We start from the raw sequence: 25,550 nt of genomic DNA on the forward strand, positions 1-25,550 counted from the left end.
CTAGATATGAATGATCATTCAGTTGGAATAAAATAAACAATTTTCATGCGTTGTATTCCGGCAGATTCCGGATAACGTATCTAATCCTTCACATCGACCCTCATAAGCCATCTTGTGAAGTCGAGGAAAATTCCCATCGGCCTTCCACCGATCGCCATCAGCACGGTGGCCGAACTGCATGCCGTGATTATCTGGTGAAGGTTTGCGCCGGACAGTTTCAGGACAATCGAATATTGTGGAACCTGCATGGCTACGAAGGCTATTACATCGGCTGTGATCTTCATTGCCCTTCCCCTTTCGCCCGACTTCAGGATCCTGTTTATCCAGTCACGGAACAGCCCGTAAGGCCTGGCAAGGATAAGAATGACCGGTATCGCAATAAGTCTCGCGTGAATTGACTGGTTTACAGTCATTCCTGCGAGAAATATCTCGATTATCATGGAACAGACCGTATTGAAGGTCAGAACAGCAATCACATCCGCAAATATCCTCTTCATGGTCGGAATGTAATTGACCACATAAGACCGTTTAACGCAACCCTTTAAAATCATGAGACTTCATTACTTTATCAAGAACGTGCTGCTGAAAATCGTATAGAAGGAAGATACATCGGATAACGAATACAGGATTTATGTTACTGCGTCCCATATGAATATGGTAACGAACATAGCAAGCACCTTCATGACGTCGTTCATCCTGTTGCCGAGACTGGAGCAGTGGGTCTCTTCGCTCACGAGTGACGGCATATTCCTCAAAAGCCTTGTATTTACTTTACGAAGAGGCCAGATGCCCTTTCTGAGCCGCAGGTTTATCGAGTCTTTTCCTGCCGATATGTTCAAGCGTGTACTGAAGCATGCCTGCTTTGGATGAAACCTGTTTCAAGAATTTGTCTATCTGGAATTTTACCTTATTATTCCTTTTTATTTATTCATTAAAAATACCGTAAATGCCGGTAAATCAACTCGTCATAACCTTCATGAAATCTTCAATCTTTCCTTTTTCCGTAGCCACCCTGATACCCATGTCCTGAACTGTGGCTGGAATATCCGGTTCAACCGGACGCTTTACAAGCGAGATTGCGCTGACCGGACATGAAGAAACACAGAGCCCGCAGCCGATGCACATGTTCTCATCGATTGCTGATGATTCATCATCTATACTGATCGCTACCATCGGACACCTTTCAGTACATACGCCGCAGGAAGTGCATTCGCCGGAGTCGAGCACGGCAAGATATGAGCTGGTATAAAAGGCATGCGGATTTTTAAGCTGCGTAAGGCCCCTCATGATTGTGCAGCAGCACGGACAGCAGTTGCATATGAAATAGGTCTTGCTTTTCGTGTTTCCGCTCATGTGCACGAGGCCCGCCTGTTCGCTTCTGTCGAGCACGGCGAACGCTTCATCCCTTGTGATCTCCCTCGCGTAACCTTTCTCGATGAGGAATTTAGCCCCGGCATCGAATATCAGGCAGACATCTCTGGGTTTGTCACATTTTGCGACACTCACCCTGCATGCGCAATCGGCAAGCGCAAAACATTCGGACTGGGAAATGAACTCCTTGACCTCTTCATAGGGATGAATATTGGAAACAGATTCAACCGAACTCCCGACGGGAATTACCCTGGCCAGAGGAGTCGGATTGCCTGAAAATGCGTTGCCAAGGGTATCTGCATGGTATTCTTCCCACAATCCGGCAAGTTTTTTAAGCTCCGGGCTTGTGATACCTTTCATGAAGGGAAACTCGAACAACCCCGGAATGGTCGGCAGCAGGGCATAGGCCTTACCTGTTTTGCCGCTTTTAGAAAATATAAGAGCCCTTGACGAAAGTGCATCTAGCGTCTTTTCGACCTCCTGCGCATCTAAACCGGAGTCCTTTATTATTTCATTTACGGTTTTCATCCTGAAGCTCATACGGCACAGAAGTTCAGCCTCATCCGGCGTGAAATACATCCTCAGTATCTCGTCAAAATGTTTTGACTCAGGGGCGCCTGAGGGGTGGGTGTCCAGTATCCGCCTCAACTTCTCGTAAATCTCACTGCTCATATTTCCTCCTGTCTTTATCTTTCAACAACCGAAGGCACGCCAAGAGTTCGTTTTTTGCTGAAACCCCATCGATTACCACGTCTGTTTTCTCCAGTATGAACACTGTCCTCATGTCCGGCATGACATATCTCACATTTACATCTCAAAGCTCAAGCCCTTTGGCCTGACTCGATACATATTCACTGCATGACAGAATATTTTTTCAACAAAGATTTTATGCCAGACCTGAGTATTATATTCGATCAACAGATAAAAATATATTTTAATAAGAGCGGTATTGATTATTTCATAAAATAAGGTATTATTAATTCAAGGTTCTTCAAGGTTCATTCCCCGTAGAACCTCCTCATATGTTGCAGATCGCCAAGATCTGCATTTTTTTTGTCTGTTTTAAGGACATCCGCACGGACAGCAACCCGGGTGAATTACAGAAAGATTTGCTATGCTTTGTTCCGCATCTATATCTTGAATACCCTGTCTTCAGTGATTATTGCCGTAATAAGATTGTGCGGGGTAACATCGAATGCAGGATTATATACCGGAACATCCGCTGAAACCTGAATGTCCCCGTACCGGGTAACCTCTTCGGCAGCCCTTTCTTCAATCGGGATTTCTTCACCGCTCAGACATTCGTGATCGAATGTCGACATGGGCGCTGCAATATAAAAGGGTATGCCATGCGAATGGGCCAGTACAGCCAGACTGTATGTCCCTATCTTGTTAGCTGTATCCATGTTCCCGGCTATCCTGTCCGCGCCTGTTATCACCGCATCTATCCTTTTTTGCTTCATGAGCCAGCCGGCCATGCTGTCCGCGATCAGGGTCACTGGGATATTGTCGGTTTTCAGCTCATAGGCCGTCAACCTCCCTCCCTGAAGAAGAGGTCTCGTTTCATCGGCATAAACCATTTTCAGCTGTTTCCTGTCATGAAGTTCTCTTATGACTCCCAGAGCTGTCCCGATCCCGCCAGTGGCTAGAGAGCCAGCATTGCAGTGTGTCAGAATGGAAAGGCCGTTTCTGCCTGCAAAAAGATCAGCACCATGCCTGGACATTTCCTTGTTCGCCCTCGCCTCCTCGACCCAGATGGCTTCGGCCTCTTTCTTTGCAGTTTTGAAGGCATCAGATGAGCCTGCTCTTTCGATTGCGCTGATCACCCGCCTGACAGCCCATGAAAGATTAACAGCTGTGGGCCGGGATGATATTAAAACATCCGCCGCATTTTGAATATCGCCCCCTGTCCGGGCGGAAAGAGCCAGACCGTATGCAGCAGCTATGCCGATTGCGGGAGCGCCTCTGACTGCAAGTGTTTTTATTGCTTGGGATACATCATCAGCATTTTCGCACTTTATCCATGTCTCTTCCTTCGGAAGTTTTCTCTGGTCGAGGATATAAAAAGATGCCCCGTCAAAATAAAAAGGCCTTATCATTTTTCAATCCCCTCCTCTGAAATGTTTTTCGTATTATTGGTTTTTTCGGTTTTTTAAAAACAGTTTTCTTTATCTTATTTCCTTGATTCTAAATCAAACACTATTATAATTATTCTGCGCTTATAATAAGACAAAAAAATCACACTTGGAGGTCTTAATGGCAAAATACCAGGAAACTTCAATGGCGGCAATTTTTCAGAATCGTGTGGAAAAATGGGGTGATAAGGCAATGTGCGCCTATAAGAACGACAAAGGCGTTTACGAGGATATAAGCTGGAATCAGATGAACAAAATGGTACTTGACCTTGCAGCTTATCTTCTCACAAGGGGGGTTAACATCCAGGACAAGGTGGGCCTTTTCTCCCCCAACAGATATGAATGGTGGGTATCTGACCTTGCAATACTTACCACAGGCGCCGTCAATGTACCGATCTATCCCACAAATTCAGCCGAAGAGTCCCGCTACGTGATTGATAATTCCGACTCGAAGATCTGCATTGTCGGCACAAAATCCCATATGCAGAAAATACTAGAAGTCAAACCCCAGCTTCCCAACCTTACGGACATAATAATTCTTGACGACCTCGATACGCCGGTAGAAGGTGTCGTCACATTCAAGGAAGCGCTCAGGATCGGTGCTGCTGCAAACAAAAAAGACGAGTTGGACAAGAGAATCAATTCAATCAAGACAGATGATATAGCAACCCTCATCTACACGTCAGGAACCACCGGAAACCCCAAGGGCGTCATGCTTACGCACAACAACTTTGTAAGCAACTGCAACCAGTGCTATGACGTTGCACCGCATCTGTTTGAATTTGAACACACACTCCTCTCCTTCCTTCCTCTTTCTCATTCGCTCGAAAGAACGGTGGGTTATTATCTGCCTCTTTATACCGGCAAAAAGGTCGTGTTTGCAGGCGATGTATCCAAGATACTCGAATACTTCCAGGAAGTGAGGCCTACATTCATCGTAAGCGTCCCCAGGATTTATGAAAAGGTTCATTCGGGTGTAGTCTCAAAGGTTGGCGCGGAAAAACCTCTTAAACAGAAGATTTTTGCATGGGCCATGGATGTTGCGAAGAGAAACCTTCCGTATATCTGCAATGACAAGCCAAGAACCGGCCTCTTTGCAATCGAATATGCAATCGCGAACAAGATAATCTTTTCCAAACTGAAGGCAAGGCTTGGTCTTGACAGGCTTCAGTTTGCACTCTCAGGTGGAGGACCATTGTCAGTATCCGATGCGGAATTCTTCCTGGGCATGGACGTCAAAGTCCTCGAAGGATTCGGTCTCACCGAAACGACCCCTGTGACAAACGCCAACAAACCTGAGAAAATTAAACCCGGAACAGTCGGACCCCCTCTCAGGGATACAATCGTCAAGATATCAGAAGAAGGCGAGATCCTGATAAAAGGGCCTCAGGTCATGAAAGGATATTACAAGAACGAAGCGGCTACAAAAGAGGTGTTCACGGATGACGGCTTCTTCAAAACCGGCGATATCGGTGTAATTGACAGCGATAATTATCTCAAGATTACAGGCCGCATAAAAGACCTCATCATCACTTCGGGCGGCAAGAACATATCACCGCAGAACATCGAAAACAGCCTGAAAACATCACCATACATCGAGCAGGTTGCCGTTATCGGCGACAATAGAAAATATCTGTCCGCTCTCATTGTTCCGGTATTTACAGAACTCGAAAACTGGGCCAAGGCAAACAATATCGCCTATACAAGCAAAAAAGACCTCATAGACAATCCGGAAGTCAACAAGCTGATACTTTCAGAGGTCGAAGCCAACATGAAGGATTATGCAAGGGTCGAACAGATCAGGAAAATAAAGCTCCTTGAAAACGAATGGTCGCAGCAGACCGATGAGCTGACACCAACACTCAAGATCAAGAGAAGGGTCATCAACCAGAAATACGCCGCTGAAATCGAAAGCCTATATCCGCCTGATACCGACGTATAACTGACATTGCTTCTGAAAACCGGGGATGGGTGTATAGCACCCGTCCCTGACTTTTAATTGAGGAATCATCAGAATCGCTCTTGTAAAAAGTTATATATGGAGATAAATAATCAGGAATCAATTAAACCCATTTAGGAGGAAATAATAATGAAAAAACTTATTACTCTGGCTCTTGTATTTATGTTCGCATTACCGATTGCACTTTCAGCGGAGACCCTGGCAAGCCTGAAGGCTGATGCAGATGCGGCAACAAAAGCAGCACTGGCTGCACCTACAAGCTATGAAGCCAACTGGAAGGCAGCAAAAGCATGGAGACTCTACGGTGACAAGGCAGTTTCAGACAAAGTCAGCGGGTATAAGGAAATAGCAGAAAAGTCCGGCCAGGAAGGACTCAAGTTCGGCGAAATAGCCCAGAAAATCAATCCTAATGGAGTTGAAGGCTGGTATTATTACGGTCTCTGTGTCGGAACATATTCTGATGGTGTAAGCATTATCACGGCAATCAGAAAAGGCTTCAAAGGAAAGACTCAGAAGGCCTTCGAAACTGCATATTCCCTCAATAAAATGTATGATGATTGCGGTCCGATTCTTTCTCTTGGCCGTTTCTGGCAGGTCCTTCCCGGTATTGCAGGAAGAGACAGGGACAAGGCCGAAAAGCTTTTCAACGAATATATAAAGCTCATGGCTTCGAATAAAGACATAAATATGGATGTTTATTACTATCGCGGAGAGCTCTACAAGGATCTCGGCAAAAAGGCTGAGGCAAAAGCCGACCTGACAAAGGCAGCTGCAGCCGGCAACAAAGAAGCAAAAGCGCTTCTTGCCGAGTTATAACAACATCTGATCATTTTTATACAGACGAAAAGGCGTCCGTTCGGACGCCTTTTTCTTTTAATGAATTCTAAAATGAACAAACATATCAGTCTTCCCTGTGCGTCAACATCATTTTGCACCTTCTGCAATCGAAACTCAGAAGATATGTCCTGCCGGAATTTTCAATGCCAAGGGGTTCCTCAAATATCTTATGATCTTTCTGCTTCGGACATGCATTCAGTTCTTTTCTCAGACACAGCCTTGTTTCCATGACCACAGGCGTTGAAGCCGGCCTTGATATCTCAAAGGCAGGTTCAATTTCTTTTACTCCATGTCTTAAATAAAACCTTCTTGAAGCCTCGTTGCTCACATTATACGTATAATCCAGACATTCATCAGGGTATGCTGCATCGGGTCGTGGTGCCGGTTTTCTGAGAGGTCTTTCATATTCTTTCCTCCTCTGCTCGTCAAGCTTGCTGGTAAGCTCTCTTCTGAGGGCATTTAGCTGTGATGCGGCAAGGAAAAAACGGTTTGATAATATTTCAATTGAGTTGAGGCTGAAATGCGTGTCGCCAAGTTTTGAAAGCTGTTTTTTTATGGAAAGGGCAGCCGTTTCAGTATTTCTGGCCGGCTCTTTTTTGATATCCAGCCTGACTGAACAGCTTATTCCGTCTTCATCCGTGCCTTTAAGTTCAAAACCTTCGGTTGTTTCCTTAAAGACGAGGTTTAGACCTATCTTCCTTGAGGATGTGTCCGCTTCAAGCTGCCTGGAAAACACATGGTCATGATTCCTGTATATAAGTGCTCCCCTGACTAAACCCTCAGGCATGGCATGAATCTGCACCCTTCCGTCCACAACCTTGACGACCTGAAGACCTTTAAGCTCTGTGCCGCCCTTTAAAAAGCAGAGCCCGTCGCCGTTGCTGATTCTTGATGAAACTGTTTTTTCAGAAAATCTGAACCAGTTGAGACCAGTTTCCGAAACTATCCCCAGAGGTTCACCTGTTGATTTTGGGGTTTGAGGCGACGCGATATCGTTATTATCGAAATACGGGGTTGCACCCCTGTGAAATGTCTTCCTCGCATCAGGCTCGAAAAAGAACGTCGTTCTGCCGCTTGATGCACGACTCAGATCACTTCTGCCTTCGATTATAGCATCCAGCTTTTTTCTGTACAGTGCCGTTATGTTCTTAACATACCGGGTATCTTTCAGCCTGCCCTCGATCTTGAATGACGTTACTCCTGCATCGATCAGAGGCTCAAGCCAGCCCGAACGGTCCATATCCTTCAGGCTTAACAGGTAAGCATAGTCCCTTATCATCTTGCCGTCCGCATCCTTTAGCCTCCAGGCAAGACGGCACGGCTGTGCGCACATCCCCCTGTTGGCGCTTCTGTTCCCGATTGAGGCGCTCAGGTAGCACCTTCCACTCAATCCTACACACAGCGCACCGTGCACAAATGACTCAAGCTCGATTGACGTCTTTTCAGATATATTTTTTATCTGTTCAACTGTAAGCTCTCTGGCAAGAATGACGCGCATGAAACCGGCATCTTCAAGAAATCTGATGTGACCGATATCGCTGTTGTTCATCTGGGTGCTCGCAATAAGAGGTATCGGTGGAATGTCCATTTCCAGGTATGCCATATCGGCAATTATCAGTGCATCTACACCCGCGTTGTATGCTTCACGGGCAAGGATTGCTGCATCTTCAAGCTCATTATCAAAGAGTATCGTATTGAGAGTAAGATAGACTCTCGCCCAATACCTGTGCGCATATTGAGCCAGATTTTCGATATCTCTGAGACTATTGGAAGCTGATGAACGTGCTCCGAAGGCGGGCCCTCCTATATATACCGCATCGGCACCATTATCTATTGCGGCCTTTCCAGTTTCAAAATTTCTGGCGGGAGAAAGGAGCTCCAGTTTCTTCATTCTATATTCCCTTTGTTTTTCCCGCTGCCTTTGATCTGACATACTCTTTGAAATCGAGCCCGTATTTTATCACTTCCTTTATCTCTGAACGCCTTATCCACCTGCTGTAAGTCCATGTCCAGTGAGAGGGCTGTTTCATTATGATAGATTCAACCCAGGACTGCATGAAATCGCTTATATTCCGGATTACATCTCCGGAGAACGTCCTTGTATCTACAGCCGGACATATCGTTATCGTGTATGAATATCCTTTTCGTTCCGAATAGACCGGAACAATCAGAGCGTCACCCTTTGACGCCACAAAGGCAGGCGCCGGGTTGGTAAGCGCGGGCATGTCGAAAAAGTCGCAATAGAGGTCGGTGCCCTTTTCTCCCCTCTTGTCCACTATGAAGGCTATCGTCCTGCCTCGTCTGAGTTCCTTTACGAGCATGAGAATCTTTCCGGTTGGCGGCAATATAGTGATGCCGGTCCTTCTGCGGATATCATTTATGAGGGTGGATATCCCGCTATTGTCCCTCAGATCCGCCATAACGCAAAAATCCACCTTGAGAATGCGTGACACGTTGGCCAGAATCTCCCAGTTTTCCGCATGTGAGATCATAAGCATTATGCCCCGGCCTGAAGCCTTTGCAGCCATAAGATTATCCGCCCCTGAGATCTCCACTCTTTCAGCTATCTCATCGTCATTCATATAGGCGTACCTGATCGTATCCACGAACACATCAGAGTGGTGAAGGAAGACCTCCCTGACCATGCCAGGTTCGAATGCATCTCCAAGGGCTGCCTTCATCTGGATTCGGGCTATTTTTCTTTCCCTGTGTGCAAATAAATACACCATGAATGCAATCGTCCTGCCTGTACTTATCGCAACAGGATAGGGCATTTTTCTGAAAAGCCATATTACGGATTCGATCAGGCTTACCGCAATTTTTTCAAGGGTTTCCATCACATATGTCCCTTATCACCCATTCGGCTGCATCCAGTATATCCTTTGCATGATATTCGGCTGATATGGTTTCAGTTGAATGTCCAACGAGAATCCCTTTTCCCCCGACGCGATGTATGGCCTCGATATCGCTTTGTTTATCCCCGATAAAATAGCACCTGCTCAGATTCAGAGAAAAATCGCGTGCAGCGTCTTCAAGAAGTCCTGTTTCCGGTTTTCGGCACCTGCACCTGACGGCATATCTTTCTATGACTCCGTCGGGATGGTGCGGACATGAATATATGGCGTCTATCCTTGCGGAATCATCTGCAAGCATTTTCCTGAGTCTCTTGTGTACAGCTTCCAGATCGGCTTCATTCAGCAGTCCCCTGGCTATTCCCGACTGGTTGGTTATTATGATCGCAAAAATGGCGTTATCATTGAGAAGTCTGACCGCACGGGATGCACCGGGCAGGAGCATGATCATATCCGGATCTTTCAGATAGGGAACATCCTTTATGATTGTGTCATCCCTGTCTAGAAATACGCCTGTTTTCAGCAAGTCTTTCTATCTCCCTGACAATATCCATCATCTTATCTGACCTCATGCTCACTTTTAATGCATGAAACCTGTCATCCATCCATGACTGATTCATCCTTACAAAGTCTTTCTCGGTTGTCACAATCATGTCAGAACCCGTGGCAGCCTTTTTTATCTTCCTGATATCATAGGCATTGTATTTATGGTGATCTGCAAAAATCATTGTCTTTATCCCGGCGCAGAATGGCCTCAAGGTGTCGAAAAACCTTTGAGGATTTGCTATGCCGCAGAAGGCGAATATCTTATCCGCCCTTATCTCGGACAAAAGCCTTCCCCTGAAGTCAATAAGCCCTTCGATACGTATCGAGGCGTCTTTTTTCGTATCGATTATGAAGCAGGCACGTTTGAGCGATGTGACCGGCTCTCTCAGCCTTCCTGCCGGCAGCAGTCTTTCATTCTCAAGCGGGCCTGAAACAAGACATATGTCAAGGTCTCTGAATATGCGCCTGTGCTGAAACCCGTCATCCAGAAGAACAATTTCAGCCCCGAGTCTTCTATAAGCGAAAGCGGCCCCCCTGCATCTGTCAGGCGATTTGATTACAGGAACACCAGTGGTCCTGGCCATGAGCAGGGGTTCGTCCCCTACATCCCGGTAGTTATGAGAAGGGCCCACTTCAACAGGCCCGTGCAGTCTGCCCCTGTATCCTCTCGTGACTATTGCCACATTGTAGCCGAGCCTGCCAAGTTCACTGGCCAGTGCCATCGTAAAAGGCGTCTTGCCAGTGCCGCCGGCTTCTATGTTGCCTATGCTTACGACAAGGGGAGGCACCAGATATGATTTCAATATGCCTTTATCGTAGAGAAGATTCCTTAAATATACAGCTGAAGCGTAAGGCATCTCAAGCATCATCAGACCCGAACTGGAGGTTGTAAAGCCTCGTGTAATAACCGTTCCTGGCCAGGAGGTCCTCATGGTTGCCTTCTTCCACGATTACGCCTCTGTTCAGTGCGATTATCCTGTCGGCACCCTGTATTGTGGAAAGCCTGTGGGCGATTATGAACGTGGTCCTGTTTTCCATAAGCCTGTCGAGCGCCGCATGGACCTCTTTTTCGCTTTCCGTATCAAGTGCGGAAGTCGCCTCGTCAAGTACCAGTATAGGCGCGTTTTTCATTATGGCGCGGGCTATGCAAATGCGCTGCATCTGTCCGCCGGAAAGCCTGACGCCGCCCTCGCCGGCTATGGTCTCATATCCATCGGGCATTTCCATGATGAATTCATGTGCGTTCGCCGCCTTTGCGGCCTCGATTACCGACTCGAGCGGCGCGTCCTGCGATCCGTAGGCGATATTCGCCCTTATGGTATCGTTGAAAAGTATGTTTTTCTGCTCCACCATAGCGATGTTGGCCCTGAGCGATTTTATGCTGAGGTCCCGCAGGTCGTGGCCGTCAATCGTTATCGAACCTGAAGTTACGTCATAGAACCTGGGCAGGAGATTTATGATCGTCGTTTTGCCTGCCCCCGACTCTCCGACAAATGCTATCTTTTCACCTTCGGATGCCTTGAAGCTGACCCCTTTCAATGCATATTCCTCTCCGTCGTAGCTGAAATCCACATCATTGTACTCGACATCGCCCCGGGCCCTCCCGAGATCTATTGCATCAGGCTTTTCTTCCATATCAGGTTTTGCGTCGATTACATCATATATCCTTTTCGCAGCGGTGACGCCTTCCTGTATCTCGATGTTGACTTCATTGATCTTTTTTATAGGCTGATAAAGCATAAATAGCGCCGTCACATATGAAAAGAACTGTTCGGGCGTCATGATGCTGTGAATGACCCTGGACCCGCCTACAACAAATACGGCAGAGGCAGCCACGCCACCGATGGCCTCCATGAGCGGAGAGGCTATACCCCTTATTTTCAGGCGCTTCATCCAGTTGCGGTAAAATTTATGGTTGTACGAGCCGAACCTTTCCTTTTCGTATTCCTCCATGCCGAAGGCCTTAACTATGCGGATTCCGGAAATGGCTTCATCAAGCACGGTGTTGATGTCACCCATCACCTCCATGCTTTTCCTTGCATATTTTTTTATCTTCTTTCTGAGACGGTTCATGAAAAAGCCGATAACCGGGAATATTATCATGGCTATGAGCGTAAGCTGCCAGTCCAGATAAAAGGCATACCCGAGCAGCCCTATCACACTCGAAATCTCCTTTACCATGGCGGTCACGGCGCTGGTTACCGAACCCTGCACCATGTTGACGTCATTCGTTATTCTCGACATCAGGATTCCCGTAGGGGTCCTTACGAAATATCTCAATGAAAGGGCCTGTATATGCGCATAGAGCTCGTTTCTTATGTCTTTGATTATTTTCTGGCCTATGTCAGCCATGAGGACATATCTTCCGTAATCTGAAGCAGACTTGACGAAAAACACGACGATTACGGCCAGGGCAAGCGAATAGAGAAGGGTCATGCTTTTTTCTTTGAATATATATTTCACAGCAGGCTGTACGATCCATGCCTGAAGGACCATGCAGCCGGAGAACACTCCCATCAGCAGCATGGCAATGATTAGTTCCTTTACGTAAGGCCTTAAAAAACCGATCAGCCTCATGTAGATCTTGAGATCGCTGACTTTGATCGGAATAAGTTCGCTTTTTACGCTTTCGCTGTCAAATCCCTCACCCATTCTGCCGTCCTCAGAGACGCCTGTGAACCTTCAAGGCCTTTTCTCAAAGCAATGAATTCGTCTCTTGTATTTTCATAAAGCTTTCTGTCCTGCATATACCTGATAACCTCTTCAGCGACTCTCCCCGGGGTAAAATCATGCTGTATGAGTTCGGGGACAACCCCTTTGCCTAATGCTATATTCGGCATACCTATATAATTGACCTTAACAAATATTTTAGCGAGAACATAATTGATCGGTGAAGTTTTGTAGCAGATGACCCCGGGTATGCCTTTTAACGCAACCTCAAATGAACCGGTGCCTGATTTCGTAATGGCCAGATCGGCTTCAGGGATTTCTTTTGCCAGCTCTATATCTCCGTCCGTGAAGCCTCTGATAAAATCACTGTTGAGGCCCATTGCCACGGGCAGCATCCATTTGAGACCTGCCTTTCTTGAATCGATGATCCTTTTCGCCTGAACCATTACAGGAAGCATGCGCACGATTTCGTCCTTCCTGCTTCCGGGCATAAGGACAATCCTCTTCACAGGCCATGACGTCTCGGAAGTCTTTATAGCATTTTCCTCCAGAAACGGATGCCCCACATACCTGCAGTTAACTCCGCTTTTTCTGAAAAAGTCCTCCTCGAACGGGAATATCACGGCCAGACCGTCGGTGATCCTTGCGAGCGTCTTCGCCCTGTAAGCCCTCCACGCCCATGCCTGCGGCGCAATGTAATAAAGAACCTTGACGCCCTGTTTCTTTGCAAATCCTGCAAGCCTCATATTGAAGTCGGGCAGGTCCACGGGAATGAACACGTCTGGCTTCGTTTCCCTGATTACCTTCTTGAGCCCCGAATATATCCTGAGAATACCTGCCAGCTTCGGCAGTACGTCAGAAAAACCCATCACCGAGAATTCCTTCATGGAATACAGAATCCGAACTCCGGCCTTCTGCATCTCATGGCCCCCCATGCCGAAGACAACAGCGTCAGGCATAATGCGTCTTATCTCTCTGGCCAGATAGGCTGCATGCCTGTCCGCGCTTTCCTCTCCGGCTGTAATAAGGATTCTGGGTGAGGTTTTCATACTTATCGGCTTTGCAGAAATCAGTGCCGGCCTAATTTTCCGGCAGTATCATATTCTGTCTGATCATATGGGCCACCTTTATCGCATTGAGCCCGGCGATCCCGTCAACTACAACCTTTGATTTGCCCTTAACCGCATCGATGAAAGACCTTATCTCGGATTTGAGCGCATCGGATTCCGACATCTCCAGTCTTTTGTGTCCTATTTTCTTGTCCTGGCTCAGAGTGAATATGTCCACGGCGTTCTTTGCATAATCGATCGATATGTAGGCATCGGGCTGGAATATGCGAATCTTCCTCATAACATCCGCAGAGATGCGGCTTGCCGTTACATTCGCTATACAGCCAGATTCGAAGCGCAGTCTGGCGTTTGCTATATCGACATTATTCGTTAGCACCGGCACGCCTACCGCTTCAACAGAAACTATATTTGAATGAACGAGGGAAAGAATTATATCTATATCATGTATCATGAGGTCAAGTATCACATCGACATCCGTGCCCCTTTCCTTGAAGGTGCTTATCCTGTGGACCTCTATGAACATGGGTTTTGTAATGCTGTCCCTGAGATTGGCGAATGCCGGATTGAATCTTTCCAGATGCCCTATCTGAAGGGTGGCACCGCCTTTTTCCGCCGCATCTATGATTGCCTGAGATTCTTCTATTGTGGCACTCATGGGTTTTTCCAGCAGCACTGCTGTGCCATTCAACAAGAAGGGGATCGCCGTTTCACGGTGAAGAGATGTGGGAACGACTATGCTGACTGCATCCACTTTTCCGATCAGTTCCGAATAATCAGTAACAGCGGCAGTGCCGGTTTCCAGTGCAATCTCTTTTGCCCTGTCGGGATCGATATCAGCCACCGCCACAAGCTCGACATCTTCCATTGCTGCATATTTCTGGGCGTGAAACCTGCCGAGATAACCTACACCAATAACCGCCGCCCGTATTTTATCGTTCATCTTTTTATTAAGCCTCTGCCCGGTCAGACTTTTCAAATATTCAAAGCCTGCGTCTTTACCTATCTCGCAATTCCCCGTTTGGACCCTTTTATGAATTCAACTATCCTCATAACCTCGGGAATGCCTGCAAATTCATCTTCAATCTTTCTTACTGCATCTTTGAGCCGGAGTCCCTTTTTGAATATCAGACGGTATGCCTTGTTGATTGATTCTATAGTTTCATTCGAAAATCCGTTTCTTTTAAGCCCTATCGTATTGATGCCGTACATCTTCGCCCTGTTGCCCTGCACCTTCGCATATGGAACCACATCCATGCCCACCAGCGTGCCACCGCCCATAATTGTATAGGCGCCTATCTTTGTGAACTGGTGTATGGCTGACATCCCGCCGATGATGACCCTGTCTTCGATGTGGACATGCCCGCCCAGTGTAGCGAGGTTTCCCATAACGATATTGCTGCCGAGCTGACAGTCATGTGCCACATGGCAGTATGCCATGAGCAGGTTGCCGTCGCCGATTCTGGTTACACCGCCGCCGCCTGCTGTCCCCCGGTTCAGCGTTACGAATTCCCTGAACAGGTTATTGTCGCCTATCTCGAGCCTTGTCTTTTCCCCATTATATTTGAGGTCCTGAGGCGGCCCTCCGGCACTGGCATAACCCTCAAACCTGCATCCTTTTCCGATGACTGTAGGGCCGTTTATCATGGTATGCGGCCCTATATATGTGCCCTCCCCTATCTCGACATCGTCTCCTATTACACAGTAAGGCCCTATCTCGACGCCTCCTTGAATAACGGCCTTACCGGATATTACGGAAGTTGAATTAATCCCTGGCATCAAGCCTCCTTTCAAGCTCCTGCACCCTTTTCAGAAGCTCGGGCAGGTTTTTGATAATGGCCTGCACCCTCAGCCATCTCTTGTGATCCATGGCCGGGGCGCCGGATACTATTGATCCGGGTTTGAGATCGTTGTGCACGCCGGCCTTCGACGCCACAACACAGCCGTCGCCAATGTTTACATGGCCGACTATACCGCTCTGTCCGGCCAGCGTGACATGACGGCCAAGTTTGGAGCTTCCCGCTATGCCGGTCTGGGCAACGATTATCGAGTGATCACCCACATTGACATTGTGGGCTATATGAACCATATCATCGATTTTCACATCATTCCCTATTACCGTTTCAGTAAGTGCCGCCCTGTCAATTGTACAGTTGGCGCCGATTTCCACGAAGTCACCAATCTTCACTATTCCTTTCTGAGGGATCTTGAGATGTTTTTCTCCGTCCCAGACAAAACCGAATCCGTCACCTCCTATGACAACACCGGAATGGATTATGCATTCCCTGCCGATAACAGAGCCTTCATAGACAACAACGTTGGGATACAGGATACATCCATCCGAAATTCTGCATCCGTCTCCTATAAAGCAACCAGGATATATCACGCATTTTTCGCCGATTTCAGAATTCTCGCCAACATAGACATTGGGGAAAACCGTAGAGCTCTTTCCGATGACTGCGCCTGCGCATATGGAGGCCATTTCCGATATGCCCGGTTTGTGTGTTTTTTCAGGATACAGAAGCTTGAGCGTACCGGCAAAGCCAAGATACGGATTCGCCACGATAATCTGTGGAATCTCTCTATCTATAAGGGATGATACAATTATGGCGCCTGCCTTTGAGGTAAGCGCCATATGTGCATATTTAGGATTTGACAGAAACGAAATATCGTGAGGACCCGCTTCCTCAAGAGTAGAGATTCCTGTAATCTCAACATCCCTGCCGTTAAGCACACCGCCTATGGCTTCTGATATTCTGGATAAAAGCATTTATTTCTTTGGACTGTCCTTTGTTGCAGGGGCAGGCGTTTTGGCTGATTCCTTTGCCATATTATCCAGGTATTCCTTGTCAAAGGCATCCAGGATTATCTGTGTAATATCAGAACTTTCAGGTGCATAAACCAGGGCCTCTCTCATAAAAATATAATCATAGGCATTTTTCTTCGCAAAATTGTTAATCAATTCGACAAGGGCATCCTGCATCGGTCGGACAAGAGCTGCTTTCTTGCTCTGCAGTTCGCTGTCCGCACTGTCCTCGAACTTCTTCAGTTCCTGAGTGGCCTGCTGATACTGCTTCATCAGTTTTGCCTTGGCATCCTGTTTCATGGCAGGCGTCTCCGCACTGAGCTGATCACTTATACTTTTTACTTTCTGGTAATATTTCTCAGCCTCAGCCTGCTTGTCCTGAAACATTTTATTCATTGTGGCCTGGATCGCCTTGCCCTGCTTGCTGTCATTCATCACCCTGTTAATGTCAATGGTACCAATTTTATTTCCCTCAGCATATGCAAGGTTTGCAGCCAAACCAACCATAAGACAGATAAGTGCTATCAATGACAACTTTCTCATAATTACCTCCAGCTTTATTTTTAGAAAAACGCCCCGATGGTGAAATCCCATTTACCTGAGGGATCATACTCTTCGGGATCGATTACCCATCCATACTCAAGCCTCAACGGCCCCATTGGCGTAACCCATCTTATTCCGGCTCCGCATGATTTTTTAAGATTGTTCAAATCAATCGTGTTGTTGAATGCGTTACCCGCATCAACAAATACGACACCTGAAAGGCCCGGTACGGCTCCTATGGGGAAGGTTATTTCACCGTTGAATACCACCATCCTGTTTCCGCCAACGACATTGCCGTAATTGTCTCTGGGCCCGATATCACCATAATCGAAGCCTCGTATAGAGTTCATCCCTCCGAGGGTGTACAATTCTGATGTGGGAACATCCTGACCCTCACCACCGTTTATGGTTCCCCATCTTCCCTTTAGCATCAGGGCAAATATGTTTTTATACAAAGGGAAAAACTGCGCCACATTGGCTCCTAATCTTGTATAGTGATAATCTCCTCCCAGGCCTGAATACTGCAATGATACAGACGCATCCATTCCGCGCGTCGGACGGTAGAAATCATTTGTCGTTACCCTTGAGATCGTGTTTGTAATGCTGCTGTTGAGGCCGCCTTCAATTTCCACCGTTGTCAGCCAGGGCTCATATGATTCGTCCACATCCGTGAAAGGAAGGACATAATCATAATTATATAATATATTATATCTGAATTCCTCAATAATAGGGAAACTCATACCGACTGAAAATCCCCTTGATTCCCTGGTATAATATGTAAGAACGCGTTCCTGGTCATAGACTCTTGTGCTTACCGCAACAGGATACCCCATCAGCCATGGTTCCTGCAGATATATGTTGTAGTTTTTTCTGGTCGACCCGTATTCTATACTTGCCTTGGCTTTCAGTCCGAGCCCGAAAAGGTTATTCTCACTGACTTCCACCTGCCCCATTACCTTATCGATGCTTGAGTAGGCAATTCCAAAGGTGAAAGCACCTGTCGGATTCTCCTCGATATCCACCATAAGGTCCATCTCGTCTTCTTTTTCGCTCGGGACCTGATTGATATCCACTTTGGAAAAATATCCGAGCCTGTTAAGGTTGTCTCTGCTGTCTCTGAGCTTTGTAGATGAAAACAGTGATGTTTCCTGCAGTTTCAATTCTCTTCTTATAACCTTGTCCCGGGTTTTCTTGTTGTTCCGGATAATCACTTCATCGATATGAACAGGTTTGTTCTGCTTGATATCAAGGGTCATGTCTATTACATGACCCTCTCTTTCGGTTGTCACCGGTTTTATCTGGACAGAGGCATAACCCCTGTCCATATATATATCTCTCACTCTTTCAATACCCATATACAGTGCCATCTTGCTCATGATGTCACCCTTTTCCATTCCAAGGGCCTTAATAATTTTTTCCTTGGGAACGATCAGGTCACCTTCTGCATCGATATTCCCGAGTCTGAAAAGAGGGCCTTCTTCGACCGGCACAGTTATATAGATTCCCTTATTTTCCTTTATCTCGACTTTCGGCCTTCCAACCTTGGCCTGAAGATATCCCTCGTTTCCAAAGTATTCCTCAAGCCGCAGCAGGTCAGTATCCATATCACTTTCTGTGTATGCGCCCCTGTCTGAAAACCAGTCCATGGGGTTCCACCAGCTTTTCTTCTGGGTTTTCATGGAATTCTTCATTCCGGAATAAGGGTCTTTCCATGGCTCCCACCAGGTCCTTTTACGGCTCACTCCGTCAAATGTTACTTCTTTTACCCAGAGCTTTTCATTTTCCTTGATGACAAATGTGAGAATTATTCCGCCGTCTGTTTCCTGAATCTCGTTTTCAACACTGACATTATAATAACCCTTTTCCCTGTAGAGGGCTTTTATCCTGTCGACCGCAGTTTTAAGCGAACGTGTATTGAGTATATCGAATCTCTTGACCTCGGAAGCCTCAAGTATCTTCTTCTCTTCCAATTTCTTATTGCCTTTGATCTCAATCTTAACGACAACTGGATATTCAGTCACATTGAAGGTAAGGATATTATTCTCGCTCGATGCATTACAGCTCTCAAAATATCCCATGGAGTATATTTCCTCAATATCTTTTCTGATTGCGAGCCTGTGGATTATATCTCCGGGGGCGGTCCTTATCCTGAACCTTACGGCGTCACTTGATATGCGCTTGGTTCCGTTTATTTTTATCTCTTTTATAACACATACATCTTTCATTCTGAGATAACCGTTTGCAGCATCACCAAGCGTTGCAGCCTTATAGCCTATCCCGTCAGAATCCTTTACCTCGACAAGTCCGTCTTTGGTATAGACATCAAGCCTTAACTTGGCAGTGTCCTTCAGGGTCACGCAGGGTACATCCGAAATGAAATCGGAAAGCTCCTTGTTCAGGGACAGGACCTCAATATCCGCTGCCGCAAGGCATACAGGGAAGAGGAGCGCCAGGAGCAGCAACGATAACAGTTTACAGAGTGTATCTTTCAAGCATCCCTCCCTTGAGTATCAATGTTCTATCCATGAGTCTCGCAAGATCATGATTGTGCGTGACGATAATCATTGTAACACCCATATCTTTTTTAAGTTTGACAAGAAGTTCGGCCAGCATCTCGCCGGTCGAAGGATCAAGGTCTCCTGTCGGTTCGTCTGCAAGAAGTATCTCCGGCGACATCATCAGAGCCCTTGCCAGAGAAACCCTCTGCTGTTCGCCGCCTGAAAGCTCTCCCGGTTTGTGTATTGCCCTGTCGGCAAGCCCTACGATGTCAAGAAGCTCAAGGGCCCTTTTCTTTGCAATCTTCATATTCCCAGATGAAATCATGGCCGGGATATAAATGTTTTCAAGCGCCGTAAATTCAGGGAGCAGAAAATGGAACTGGAAAACAAAACCTATCATCTTATTTCTCAGGGCCGAGAGGTCATTATCTTTCATCGTGCAGATGTTTTTGTCTCCGTAATAAATACTCCCGCTGTCGGGCTTTTCCAGACCGCCGAGCAGATGAAGGAGCGTGCTTTTGCCTGTTCCCGACGCCCCGATAACAGCAACCCCTTCCCCTTTATCAACGCTGATATCAAGCCCTTTCAGTACCTCGATCCCGTGTTTTGCCTTATGGAAGGTCTTGAATAACCCAAGGGCGCTGATGGAAGTCTCAGCCTTCATAGCGGAGCACCTCTACAGGATCCTGTCTGGCAGCCTGCCTTGCAGGATATATGGTTGCGAAAAATGAAAGAATTATCGAACTCAAAGCGATAATGATTATTTCGATGGGAAAGACCCTGGTGGGAAGGCCCGTAATGTAATACACATCCTTCGGCATCACCTCTATTCCGAAGATGAACTCGACGGCATTCACTACTGAATCCAGGTTATAAGTAAGTCCAAGCCCTAAAACAAGCCCGAGGATCGTTCCGCTCAGGCCGATCACCATACCCATTATGATAAATATTCCGAGTATCTGTGAAGAAGTCGCACCCATCGACTTGAGTATTGCAATCTCTTTTCTCTTTTCCATCACGAGCATGATGAGCATGCTGATTATACTGAACACAGCGACAAGTATAATAAACAGCAGGATTATCCACATCACGGTCTTTTCCATTTTAAGGGCTGAGAAGAGGCTCCTGTTCATTTCCTTCCAGGTGGTAGCCCAGTATCCCGGACCGATTCTTTCAAGAATCGCCTTTGAGATTGCGCCTGCCTGATAGATATCCCTCACCTTTATTTCTATCCCTGTAGGCACGTCCTTCATCATAAGCTTCATAGCGGCAGGAAGAGTAATATAGACCATGTTCGAATCATATTCATACATGCCGGTGGAAAATATCCCTTTGACCGTAAAACTTATGGATTTGGGCATAAGCCCCAGAGGCGTCACTATTCCTGAAGGGGAAACGAGCGTTACAACATCACCGGGTGTCGCACCCAGATTTCTGGCAAGCTCCGAGCCCAGCAGGATATCCGATTCTCCCATCTGTTTCAAGGACACGCCGTTTTTGATGATATCCTGAAGTCTTATGACTTTACCTGCGGTTGCCGTATCGATACCCCTTATGACTATGCCCTTGATCGATCCGGATGCGGACATCAGCCCTTCCGAAAGTATGAACGGCGTTGCGCCCTCCACTCCTTCTACGGACATTATACCGGGCAGAAGCTTTTCAGGATCGGTCATGCTGTCGCTCAAGCTTGTAACAACAATGTGTGACTGGGTACCCAGAAGCTTTGCCTTGATGTCCTCCTCGAAGCCGTTCATGACAGAAATAACGACTATCAGCGCCATGACGCCGATGGCTATTCCAAAAACAGACAGGGCGGAAGTAAAGCTTATGAAACCCTGGCTTTTCTTTGCCCTCAGGTATTTGCGTGCAACAAAATACTCAAATCTCAGGATTATTCTCCTTTACGAAGAAGCGGGAATAGTATCACGTCTCTTATCGAGGGGCTGTCGGTAAGCAGCATGACAAGCCTGTCTATTCCAATTCCCTCTCCAGCTGCCGGCGGCATGCCATACTCAAGCGCCCTGATATAATCTTCATCAAGCTCTCCCGGACCCTCTTTGTCTGCAAGCTGCTTTTCAAAACGCTCTTTCTGGTCGAACGGATCATTGAGCTCGCTGAATGCATTGGCTATTTCCCTGCCGGCAATGTAGAGCTCAAAACGGTCGACTATGGAGGGGTCTTCCGTGTTACGGCGTGAAAGCGGTGAAACTTCGGTCGGGTAAGACGTAATAAATACAGGACCCGTGAGTTTGTCCTCGCATGTCTCTTCAAAGATTATGGTCTGCAGTTCGCCGAGGCCTTCGCTTCCGGTGACGGGAAATCCTTTTTCCCTGCAGAAAGCCATGGCCTTGTTACGATCTTCAATGATATCGGCGCCTGCTTTTCCCACGGCCGTTATAGCCTCTTTCATCGTAAAAGACTGCCATGGAGGTGAAAAATCAATTTCAGTACCCTGATAAACGACTTTTGCCGTACCAAGTACATCCATGGCAATCGTTGAAATCATCTCTTCGGTCAGTTTCATCAGATCTTTGTAGTCAGCATAGGCCATATAGAATTCCATCATGGTGAATTCCGGGTTATGTCTGGTCGATATGCCCTCGTTCCTGAAATTGCGATTGATTTCATAGACCCGTTCAAAGCCCCCGACTACCAGCCTTTTGAGATAGAGTTCGGGCGCTATCCTCATATAAAGGTCCATATTAAGGGCATTGTGATGCGTCTTGAAAGGCTTGGCCGTGGCACCTCCCGGTATGCTCTGCATCATTGGGGTTTCGACCTCGACAAAACCGAGGTTATCCATGTATGACCTGAGGGCTTTGATTATTTTTGTCCTTTTCAGGAAGACTTCCTTTACTTCAGAGGACATTATCAGATCGGCGTATCTCTGACGGTATCTTGTCTCGACATCGGTGAGCCCGTGCCATTTCTCCGGCAGGGGCTGAAAATTCTTCGTCAGCAGCTCAAAACCCTGAGTATATACTGAAAGCTCTCCTGTCTTCGTTTTAATGGGTGTGCCCCATAAACCGATTATATCGCCGACATCCAGTTTTTTGAAAAGCTCATATGCCTTTTCCCCGAGTTTAGCCTTTTCAAAGAATGCCTGAAGCTTTCCCGAACCATCCTGAAAATGTATGAAGGCCGCCTTGCCGAATATGCGTACAGCCATGATGCGGCCGGCCATTTTATGTATTTTATCGATACTGTGAAGTTTTTCTGCATCAAGAGGGGAATATTCTTTTATAAAGTCGCAGACATCCGTATCCTTTTTATACGTATTCGGAAAGTGAGCCACTCCGTATTCTTTTTTCAGTGCATCGAATTTTTCTATGCGCTGCCTTGTTAACCGCCCGATGTCCTCCAAGGTTTTATCCCCCGATGAAATAAGATTGCCGGAGTTATAGAAGATATGCCATGCCCTGTCAACATAAACACCTGTGCATAAAACCCATCCCGGAAAACGCATATCCTGCAATTGACAAATCCTGTATGGCAATATCAGGGCCTTGAAATCATTAAGATAATGTTTCATCCTGCCTATCTCGCCGTCATCTGTTCCTGGAAGTATAAAATGGTTTCAATTTTAAAATTTAAAATATATTCCAGATCAGTCGATAAGTGATTTAATCTGCAAACTTTTCTTTATTAAAGATCAAAGGAGAGTCGGACATGAACTGGTATTATCAGATTGACGGGAAAAGGCTGGGACCGGTCGATACCGGAAAGATGAGGCAGCTCGTCCTTAATGAAACAGTTAAAGCCGACACCTATGTATGGAATGAAGACCTTCCCAAGTGGATTTTTTACGGCCAGCTCACAGATAAAATGAGGGGGGACCTGCCGGCGGCCGCTTCGTCCGCCAATAATCCTGCACCGGCAGCCATCTCACCGGGCAGTTCACCAGGACAGGATAAACCGGGAAACTCCCAGCTGTGCGCCGAATGCAAAAACATATTCCCTTCTTCATATCTTGCAAAGTTCGGAGACAGGTATATCTGCGCAGGCTGCAAGAATACCTATGTCCAGAAGATGAGGGAAGGTATCTCACCCCTGGGTGTCTTCAATTATGCCGGGTTCTGGATAAGGGTTGCGGCATATATTATCGATGCCGTCATATTGGGCGCTGCAAATCTTGCGTTGCAGTTCGTCTTTTCATCATTCACGTCAATGCCTGACATGTCCGACGCCATGACGAGTAATCCAGAGATGTTCAAACAATTCATCATGCCCTTCATGATTTTAATTATAATCCAGATTACAGTCGATATCGGATATCCTACATTCTTTGTCGGAAAATACGGTGCCACGCCCGGGAAAATGATCTGCGGGCTTAGAATAATAAGACCGGACGGCAGCAGGGTAAGCTATTCAAGGGCGTTCGCCCGCTATTTTGCTCAGATGCTGAGCGGCATTATTCTGTTTATAGGCTACCTGATGGTTGCTTTCGATGATGAATGCCGGGCTCTACATGACCGCATCTGCGATACGAGGGTGATCTGGAAAGAGAGATGACAGGGGGCATCGCCTGCAAAAGATGCGGGGACATGATCCCCGTATCTTTTTACAACAGGGACAGCTTCTTTCCCTGTTCCAAGTGTAACACCCAGACCATGGTCCGCGTTTATCCCGCCCTTTATTCCGGCAAAAACGTCAATATATCGGAATCGATATCTGAAGGCGAGTCTGTATGCTTTTACCATCCTGAGAATACAGCCCTTATTTCATGTGAAAGCTGCGGCCGCTTTCTGTGCAGTGTATGCGATATTGAGTTTGACGGCTCTCACATCTGCCCCGGTTGTCTTGAGGAGGACAGAAAAAAAAGGCGCATATTAAACCTCGATTCAAGCAGGACGCTCTATGACTCCATTTCTCTGAAGCTTTCGTTCTATCCTCTGATCCTTTTTCCGATAACGATCTTTACCGCACCGATATCATTCTATCTGGCAGTCAGATACTTTAAAATACCCGCCAGCATAGTTTCACGTTCAAAATATAAATTCATTGCCGCCATTATCATCTCTTCCATGCAGATCCTGGGCTGGGCATATGTATTCAGCCTCATTTTCACATAAAAAGAGGGGGGACTCTCATTGCCTGATGCAACCGCCTCATCCTACAGAAAGCTCCCAGGCCGGGGAAGAAAAAGCGGCTTTCTGCACTCAATCGGGCGCAGCTGCTCATTGTGGCACACGGACGATCACCTTCTGCTTGTTGAAAGCAACGGCGTAACTGAAACCTACAGGCGCTTCTATTTCAAAGATATCCAGGCGGTAGTCATACAAAGAACAAATTTTTCACGGAACTTCAATTATACAGCCGGATTAATCCTGTTTGCCTCTGTAATAATTTATTTCTCGAATGCTGCTAGGCATGGTTTTCTTGATTCGGCACTCTTGTTCATCCTCATTATTTCATTGATATCACTAGCACTGAACTATTCTATGGGCGCCTCATGCATATGCAGGATTATCACCCCGGTTCATGATGAAGAAATCCCATCCCTTAAAAGACTTGGGAATGCAATAAGGGCAAAAAACGTCATAGACCATGCCTGCGCCGCCCTTCAGGGAACGCTATCAGAAGAAGACATCCTGACAAAACCGATCCCTCCAAGACAGGGGGCCGCCCGGCCGGGCGCATCAAAAATGCTGAAGCCTTTCACCGGCATGTACCATACGCTCACGTTCGCCACTGTATTTGTTCAAGGCCTCCTTCTTGGGCTGGACGTAACAAATCATCATTCAGTCTATAATTATATACAGATTCTTTTCGGGAGCGCCGCCAGCATACTTATCATCGTTGCGCTCGTTAAGCAGCATGACAGCGACGCCCCGCCAATGATAAAAACAATCATGTGGACGACGATTGCATTCATATGTCTTTCAACGCTTATGATATTCGGGGCGAAAATGCCCCAAATGATGGAACAGGCCATGATTTCGCAATATGATATGTACAAGTCTATGGCAAACATATCCCCCAATGATTCAAAAGCCGTTTACTGGTCCTATGTCATAAGTTTTCTGGGCTATACCGTCCTCGGAACTGCAGGCCTCTTATGCATGGCAGGAAGATCTGTCATGAAAAAGAGGTGTAAGACACATTTGGAAAGAAATGAAATTTCCGATCAACATCTTTAAGCATGCCGGGCATGGACGTGTATTATTATGCGGTATATGCTGTATCATTATCGGTAAAAGAGGCATCTTAAAAAATATTGTCGAATTCACCACAGGAGGCCTATGTTTGGATAAGTGATGAA

23 protein-coding genes are annotated in these 25,550 nt (G+C 46.7%); 5 read left to right on the forward strand and 18 right to left on the reverse strand.

Features of this window, described 5'->3' with window-relative positions; translation table 11 throughout:
- Window positions 1-80: 80 nt before the first annotated feature.
- The 4 genes from alaE to mtnA form a co-directional block, all read right to left on the reverse strand.
- Window positions 81-551, reverse strand: coding sequence for an L-alanine exporter AlaE (alaE, locus tag VIS94_01705; protein HEY9159789.1), 471 nt, complete (start codon window positions 549-551; stop codon window positions 81-83).
- A gap of 78 nt (window positions 552-629) precedes the next feature.
- The gene (locus VIS94_01710) at window positions 630-839 is read right to left on the reverse strand and encodes a hypothetical protein (GenBank protein HEY9159790.1); all 210 of its coding nucleotides are present in this window, start codon (window positions 837-839) and stop codon (window positions 630-632) included.
- Window positions 840-957: 118 nt separating this feature from the next.
- Window positions 958-2,043 carry a 4Fe-4S binding protein gene (locus tag VIS94_01715; GenBank protein ID HEY9159791.1) on the reverse strand — a complete coding sequence of 362 codons (1,086 nt, stop codon included), beginning with the start codon at window positions 2,041-2,043 and terminating at the stop codon, window positions 958-960.
- A 458-nt stretch (window positions 2,044-2,501) separates the two neighbouring features.
- Entirely contained in the window at window positions 2,502-3,470 is a 969-nt protein-coding gene (gene mtnA, locus VIS94_01720) for an S-methyl-5-thioribose-1-phosphate isomerase (protein HEY9159792.1), read from the reverse strand.
- A gap of 157 nt (window positions 3,471-3,627) precedes the next feature.
- Between mtnA and VIS94_01725 the strand changes: the two genes are divergently transcribed.
- Window positions 3,628-5,448 carry a long-chain fatty acid--CoA ligase gene (locus VIS94_01725; protein ID HEY9159793.1) on the forward strand — a complete coding sequence of 607 codons (1,821 nt, stop codon included), beginning with the start codon at window positions 3,628-3,630 and terminating at the stop codon, window positions 5,446-5,448.
- 147 nt (window positions 5,449-5,595) lie between these two features.
- Window positions 5,596-6,282 carry a hypothetical protein gene (locus tag VIS94_01730; GenBank protein HEY9159794.1) on the forward strand — a complete coding sequence of 229 codons (687 nt, stop codon included), beginning with the start codon at window positions 5,596-5,598 and terminating at the stop codon, window positions 6,280-6,282.
- Between the two features lie 85 nt (window positions 6,283-6,367).
- On the opposite strand, the gene VIS94_01735 is transcribed toward VIS94_01730, so the two are convergent.
- Genes VIS94_01735 through lysS form a run of 14 tightly spaced genes read right to left on the reverse strand, consistent with a single transcriptional unit; the run spans window position 6,368 to window position 22,652 of the window.
- On the reverse strand, window positions 6,368-8,194 hold the full coding sequence (locus VIS94_01735) for a U32 family peptidase (GenBank protein HEY9159795.1): 1,827 nt from the start codon (window positions 8,192-8,194) through the stop codon (window positions 6,368-6,370).
- A gap of 1 nt (window position 8,195) precedes the next feature.
- Window positions 8,196-9,140, reverse strand: a complete 945-nt coding sequence (locus VIS94_01740; protein HEY9159796.1) for a hypothetical protein — start codon at window positions 9,138-9,140, stop codon at window positions 8,196-8,198.
- Window positions 9,127-9,681, reverse strand: a complete 555-nt coding sequence (locus VIS94_01745) for an HAD family hydrolase (GenBank protein HEY9159797.1) — start codon at window positions 9,679-9,681, stop codon at window positions 9,127-9,129. The genes VIS94_01740 and VIS94_01745 overlap by 14 nt, the downstream gene beginning before the upstream one ends.
- Window positions 9,647-10,633: a tetraacyldisaccharide 4'-kinase gene (gene lpxK / locus VIS94_01750; protein HEY9159798.1), complete on the reverse strand. Its 987-nt coding sequence runs from the start codon at window positions 10,631-10,633 to the stop codon at window positions 9,647-9,649. Before lpxK ends, VIS94_01745 begins: the two co-directional genes overlap by 35 nt.
- Window positions 10,560-12,353 (reverse strand): lipid A export permease/ATP-binding protein MsbA, encoded by a 1,794-nt coding sequence (gene msbA / locus VIS94_01755; GenBank protein HEY9159799.1) that lies wholly within the window; start codon window positions 12,351-12,353, stop codon window positions 10,560-10,562. Before msbA ends, lpxK begins: the two co-directional genes overlap by 74 nt.
- Window positions 12,323-13,420, reverse strand: a complete 1,098-nt coding sequence (gene lpxB, locus VIS94_01760) for a lipid-A-disaccharide synthase (GenBank protein HEY9159800.1) — start codon at window positions 13,418-13,420, stop codon at window positions 12,323-12,325. The genes msbA and lpxB overlap by 31 nt, the downstream gene beginning before the upstream one ends.
- A gap of 31 nt (window positions 13,421-13,451) precedes the next feature.
- Window positions 13,452-14,381 carry a Gfo/Idh/MocA family oxidoreductase gene (locus tag VIS94_01765; protein ID HEY9159801.1) on the reverse strand — a complete coding sequence of 310 codons (930 nt, stop codon included), beginning with the start codon at window positions 14,379-14,381 and terminating at the stop codon, window positions 13,452-13,454.
- A 59-nt stretch (window positions 14,382-14,440) separates the two neighbouring features.
- On the reverse strand, window positions 14,441-15,217 hold the full coding sequence (gene lpxA / locus VIS94_01770; protein ID HEY9159802.1) for an acyl-ACP--UDP-N-acetylglucosamine O-acyltransferase: 777 nt from the start codon (window positions 15,215-15,217) through the stop codon (window positions 14,441-14,443).
- Window positions 15,204-16,208 carry a UDP-3-O-(3-hydroxymyristoyl)glucosamine N-acyltransferase gene (gene lpxD / locus VIS94_01775; protein HEY9159803.1) on the reverse strand — a complete coding sequence of 335 codons (1,005 nt, stop codon included), beginning with the start codon at window positions 16,206-16,208 and terminating at the stop codon, window positions 15,204-15,206. Before lpxD ends, lpxA begins: the two co-directional genes overlap by 14 nt.
- A complete protein-coding gene (locus tag VIS94_01780; protein ID HEY9159804.1) occupies window positions 16,209-16,787 on the reverse strand; it encodes an OmpH family outer membrane protein in 579 nt (192 codons plus the stop codon).
- A gap of 20 nt (window positions 16,788-16,807) precedes the next feature.
- The gene (gene bamA / locus VIS94_01785) at window positions 16,808-19,279 is read right to left on the reverse strand and encodes an outer membrane protein assembly factor BamA (GenBank protein ID HEY9159805.1); all 2,472 of its coding nucleotides are present in this window, start codon (window positions 19,277-19,279) and stop codon (window positions 16,808-16,810) included.
- Window positions 19,260-19,949 carry an ABC transporter ATP-binding protein gene (locus VIS94_01790; protein ID HEY9159806.1) on the reverse strand — a complete coding sequence of 230 codons (690 nt, stop codon included), beginning with the start codon at window positions 19,947-19,949 and terminating at the stop codon, window positions 19,260-19,262. The genes bamA and VIS94_01790 overlap by 20 nt, the downstream gene beginning before the upstream one ends.
- The gene (locus VIS94_01795) at window positions 19,939-21,183 is read right to left on the reverse strand and encodes a lipoprotein-releasing ABC transporter permease subunit (protein HEY9159807.1); all 1,245 of its coding nucleotides are present in this window, start codon (window positions 21,181-21,183) and stop codon (window positions 19,939-19,941) included. The genes VIS94_01790 and VIS94_01795 overlap by 11 nt, the downstream gene beginning before the upstream one ends.
- Window positions 21,180-22,652 carry a lysine--tRNA ligase gene (lysS, locus tag VIS94_01800; protein HEY9159808.1) on the reverse strand — a complete coding sequence of 491 codons (1,473 nt, stop codon included), beginning with the start codon at window positions 22,650-22,652 and terminating at the stop codon, window positions 21,180-21,182. The genes VIS94_01795 and lysS overlap by 4 nt, the downstream gene beginning before the upstream one ends.
- Window positions 22,653-22,957: 305 nt before the next feature.
- Here lysS and VIS94_01805 point away from each other — a divergent pair, with 305 nt between their 5' ends.
- From VIS94_01805 to VIS94_01815, 3 genes are read left to right on the forward strand one after another with little or no spacing between them, the layout of a single operon-like run.
- A complete protein-coding gene (locus VIS94_01805; GenBank protein ID HEY9159809.1) occupies window positions 22,958-23,800 on the forward strand; it encodes an RDD family protein in 843 nt (280 codons plus the stop codon).
- Window positions 23,797-24,360 carry a hypothetical protein gene (locus VIS94_01810; GenBank protein HEY9159810.1) on the forward strand — a complete coding sequence of 188 codons (564 nt, stop codon included), beginning with the start codon at window positions 23,797-23,799 and terminating at the stop codon, window positions 24,358-24,360. Before VIS94_01805 ends, VIS94_01810 begins: the two co-directional genes overlap by 4 nt.
- Before the next feature lie 18 nt (window positions 24,361-24,378).
- Entirely contained in the window at window positions 24,379-25,428 is a 1,050-nt protein-coding gene (locus VIS94_01815) for a hypothetical protein (GenBank protein ID HEY9159811.1), read from the forward strand.
- Window positions 25,429-25,550 lie beyond the last annotated feature (122 nt).

The sequence above is a fragment of the Desulfomonilia bacterium genome (assembly GCA_036567785.1).
Taxonomy (GTDB): Bacteria; Desulfobacterota; Desulfomonilia; order UBA1062; family UBA1062; genus DATCTV01.

What these genes read in the sequence shown, in the direction of transcription:
- alaE (HEY9159789.1), bottom strand. Translation starts at nt 551, where the DNA reads ATGATTTTAAAGGGTTGCGTTAAACGGTCTTATGTGGTCAATTACATT.
- VIS94_01715 (HEY9159791.1), bottom strand. Translation starts at nt 2,043, where the DNA reads ATGAGCAGTGAGATTTACGAGAAGTTGAGGCGGATACTGGACACCCAC.
- mtnA (HEY9159792.1), bottom strand. Translation starts at nt 3,470, where the DNA reads ATGATAAGGCCTTTTTATTTTGACGGGGCATCTTTTTATATCCTCGAC.
- VIS94_01725 (HEY9159793.1), top strand. Translation starts at nt 3,628, where the DNA reads ATGGCAAAATACCAGGAAACTTCAATGGCGGCAATTTTTCAGAATCGT.
- VIS94_01730 (HEY9159794.1), top strand. Translation starts at nt 5,596, where the DNA reads ATGAAAAAACTTATTACTCTGGCTCTTGTATTTATGTTCGCATTACCG.
- VIS94_01735 (HEY9159795.1), bottom strand. Translation starts at nt 8,194, where the DNA reads ATGAAGAAACTGGAGCTCCTTTCTCCCGCCAGAAATTTTGAAACTGGA.
- VIS94_01740 (HEY9159796.1), bottom strand. Translation starts at nt 9,140, where the DNA reads ATGGAAACCCTTGAAAAAATTGCGGTAAGCCTGATCGAATCCGTAATA.
- lpxK (HEY9159798.1), bottom strand. Translation starts at nt 10,633, where the DNA reads ATGAGGACCTCCTGGCCAGGAACGGTTATTACACGAGGCTTTACAACC.
- msbA (HEY9159799.1), bottom strand. Translation starts at nt 12,353, where the DNA reads ATGGGTGAGGGATTTGACAGCGAAAGCGTAAAAAGCGAACTTATTCCG.
- lpxB (HEY9159800.1), bottom strand. Translation starts at nt 13,420, where the DNA reads ATGAAAACCTCACCCAGAATCCTTATTACAGCCGGAGAGGAAAGCGCG.
- VIS94_01765 (HEY9159801.1), bottom strand. Translation starts at nt 14,381, where the DNA reads ATGAACGATAAAATACGGGCGGCGGTTATTGGTGTAGGTTATCTCGGC.
- lpxA (HEY9159802.1), bottom strand. Translation starts at nt 15,217, where the DNA reads ATGCCAGGGATTAATTCAACTTCCGTAATATCCGGTAAGGCCGTTATT.
- lpxD (HEY9159803.1), bottom strand. Translation starts at nt 16,208, where the DNA reads ATGCTTTTATCCAGAATATCAGAAGCCATAGGCGGTGTGCTTAACGGC.
- VIS94_01780 (HEY9159804.1), bottom strand. Translation starts at nt 16,787, where the DNA reads ATGAGAAAGTTGTCATTGATAGCACTTATCTGTCTTATGGTTGGTTTG.
- VIS94_01790 (HEY9159806.1), bottom strand. Translation starts at nt 19,949, where the DNA reads ATGAAGGCTGAGACTTCCATCAGCGCCCTTGGGTTATTCAAGACCTTC.
- VIS94_01805 (HEY9159809.1), top strand. Translation starts at nt 22,958, where the DNA reads ATGAACTGGTATTATCAGATTGACGGGAAAAGGCTGGGACCGGTCGAT.
- VIS94_01810 (HEY9159810.1), top strand. Translation starts at nt 23,797, where the DNA reads ATGACAGGGGGCATCGCCTGCAAAAGATGCGGGGACATGATCCCCGTA.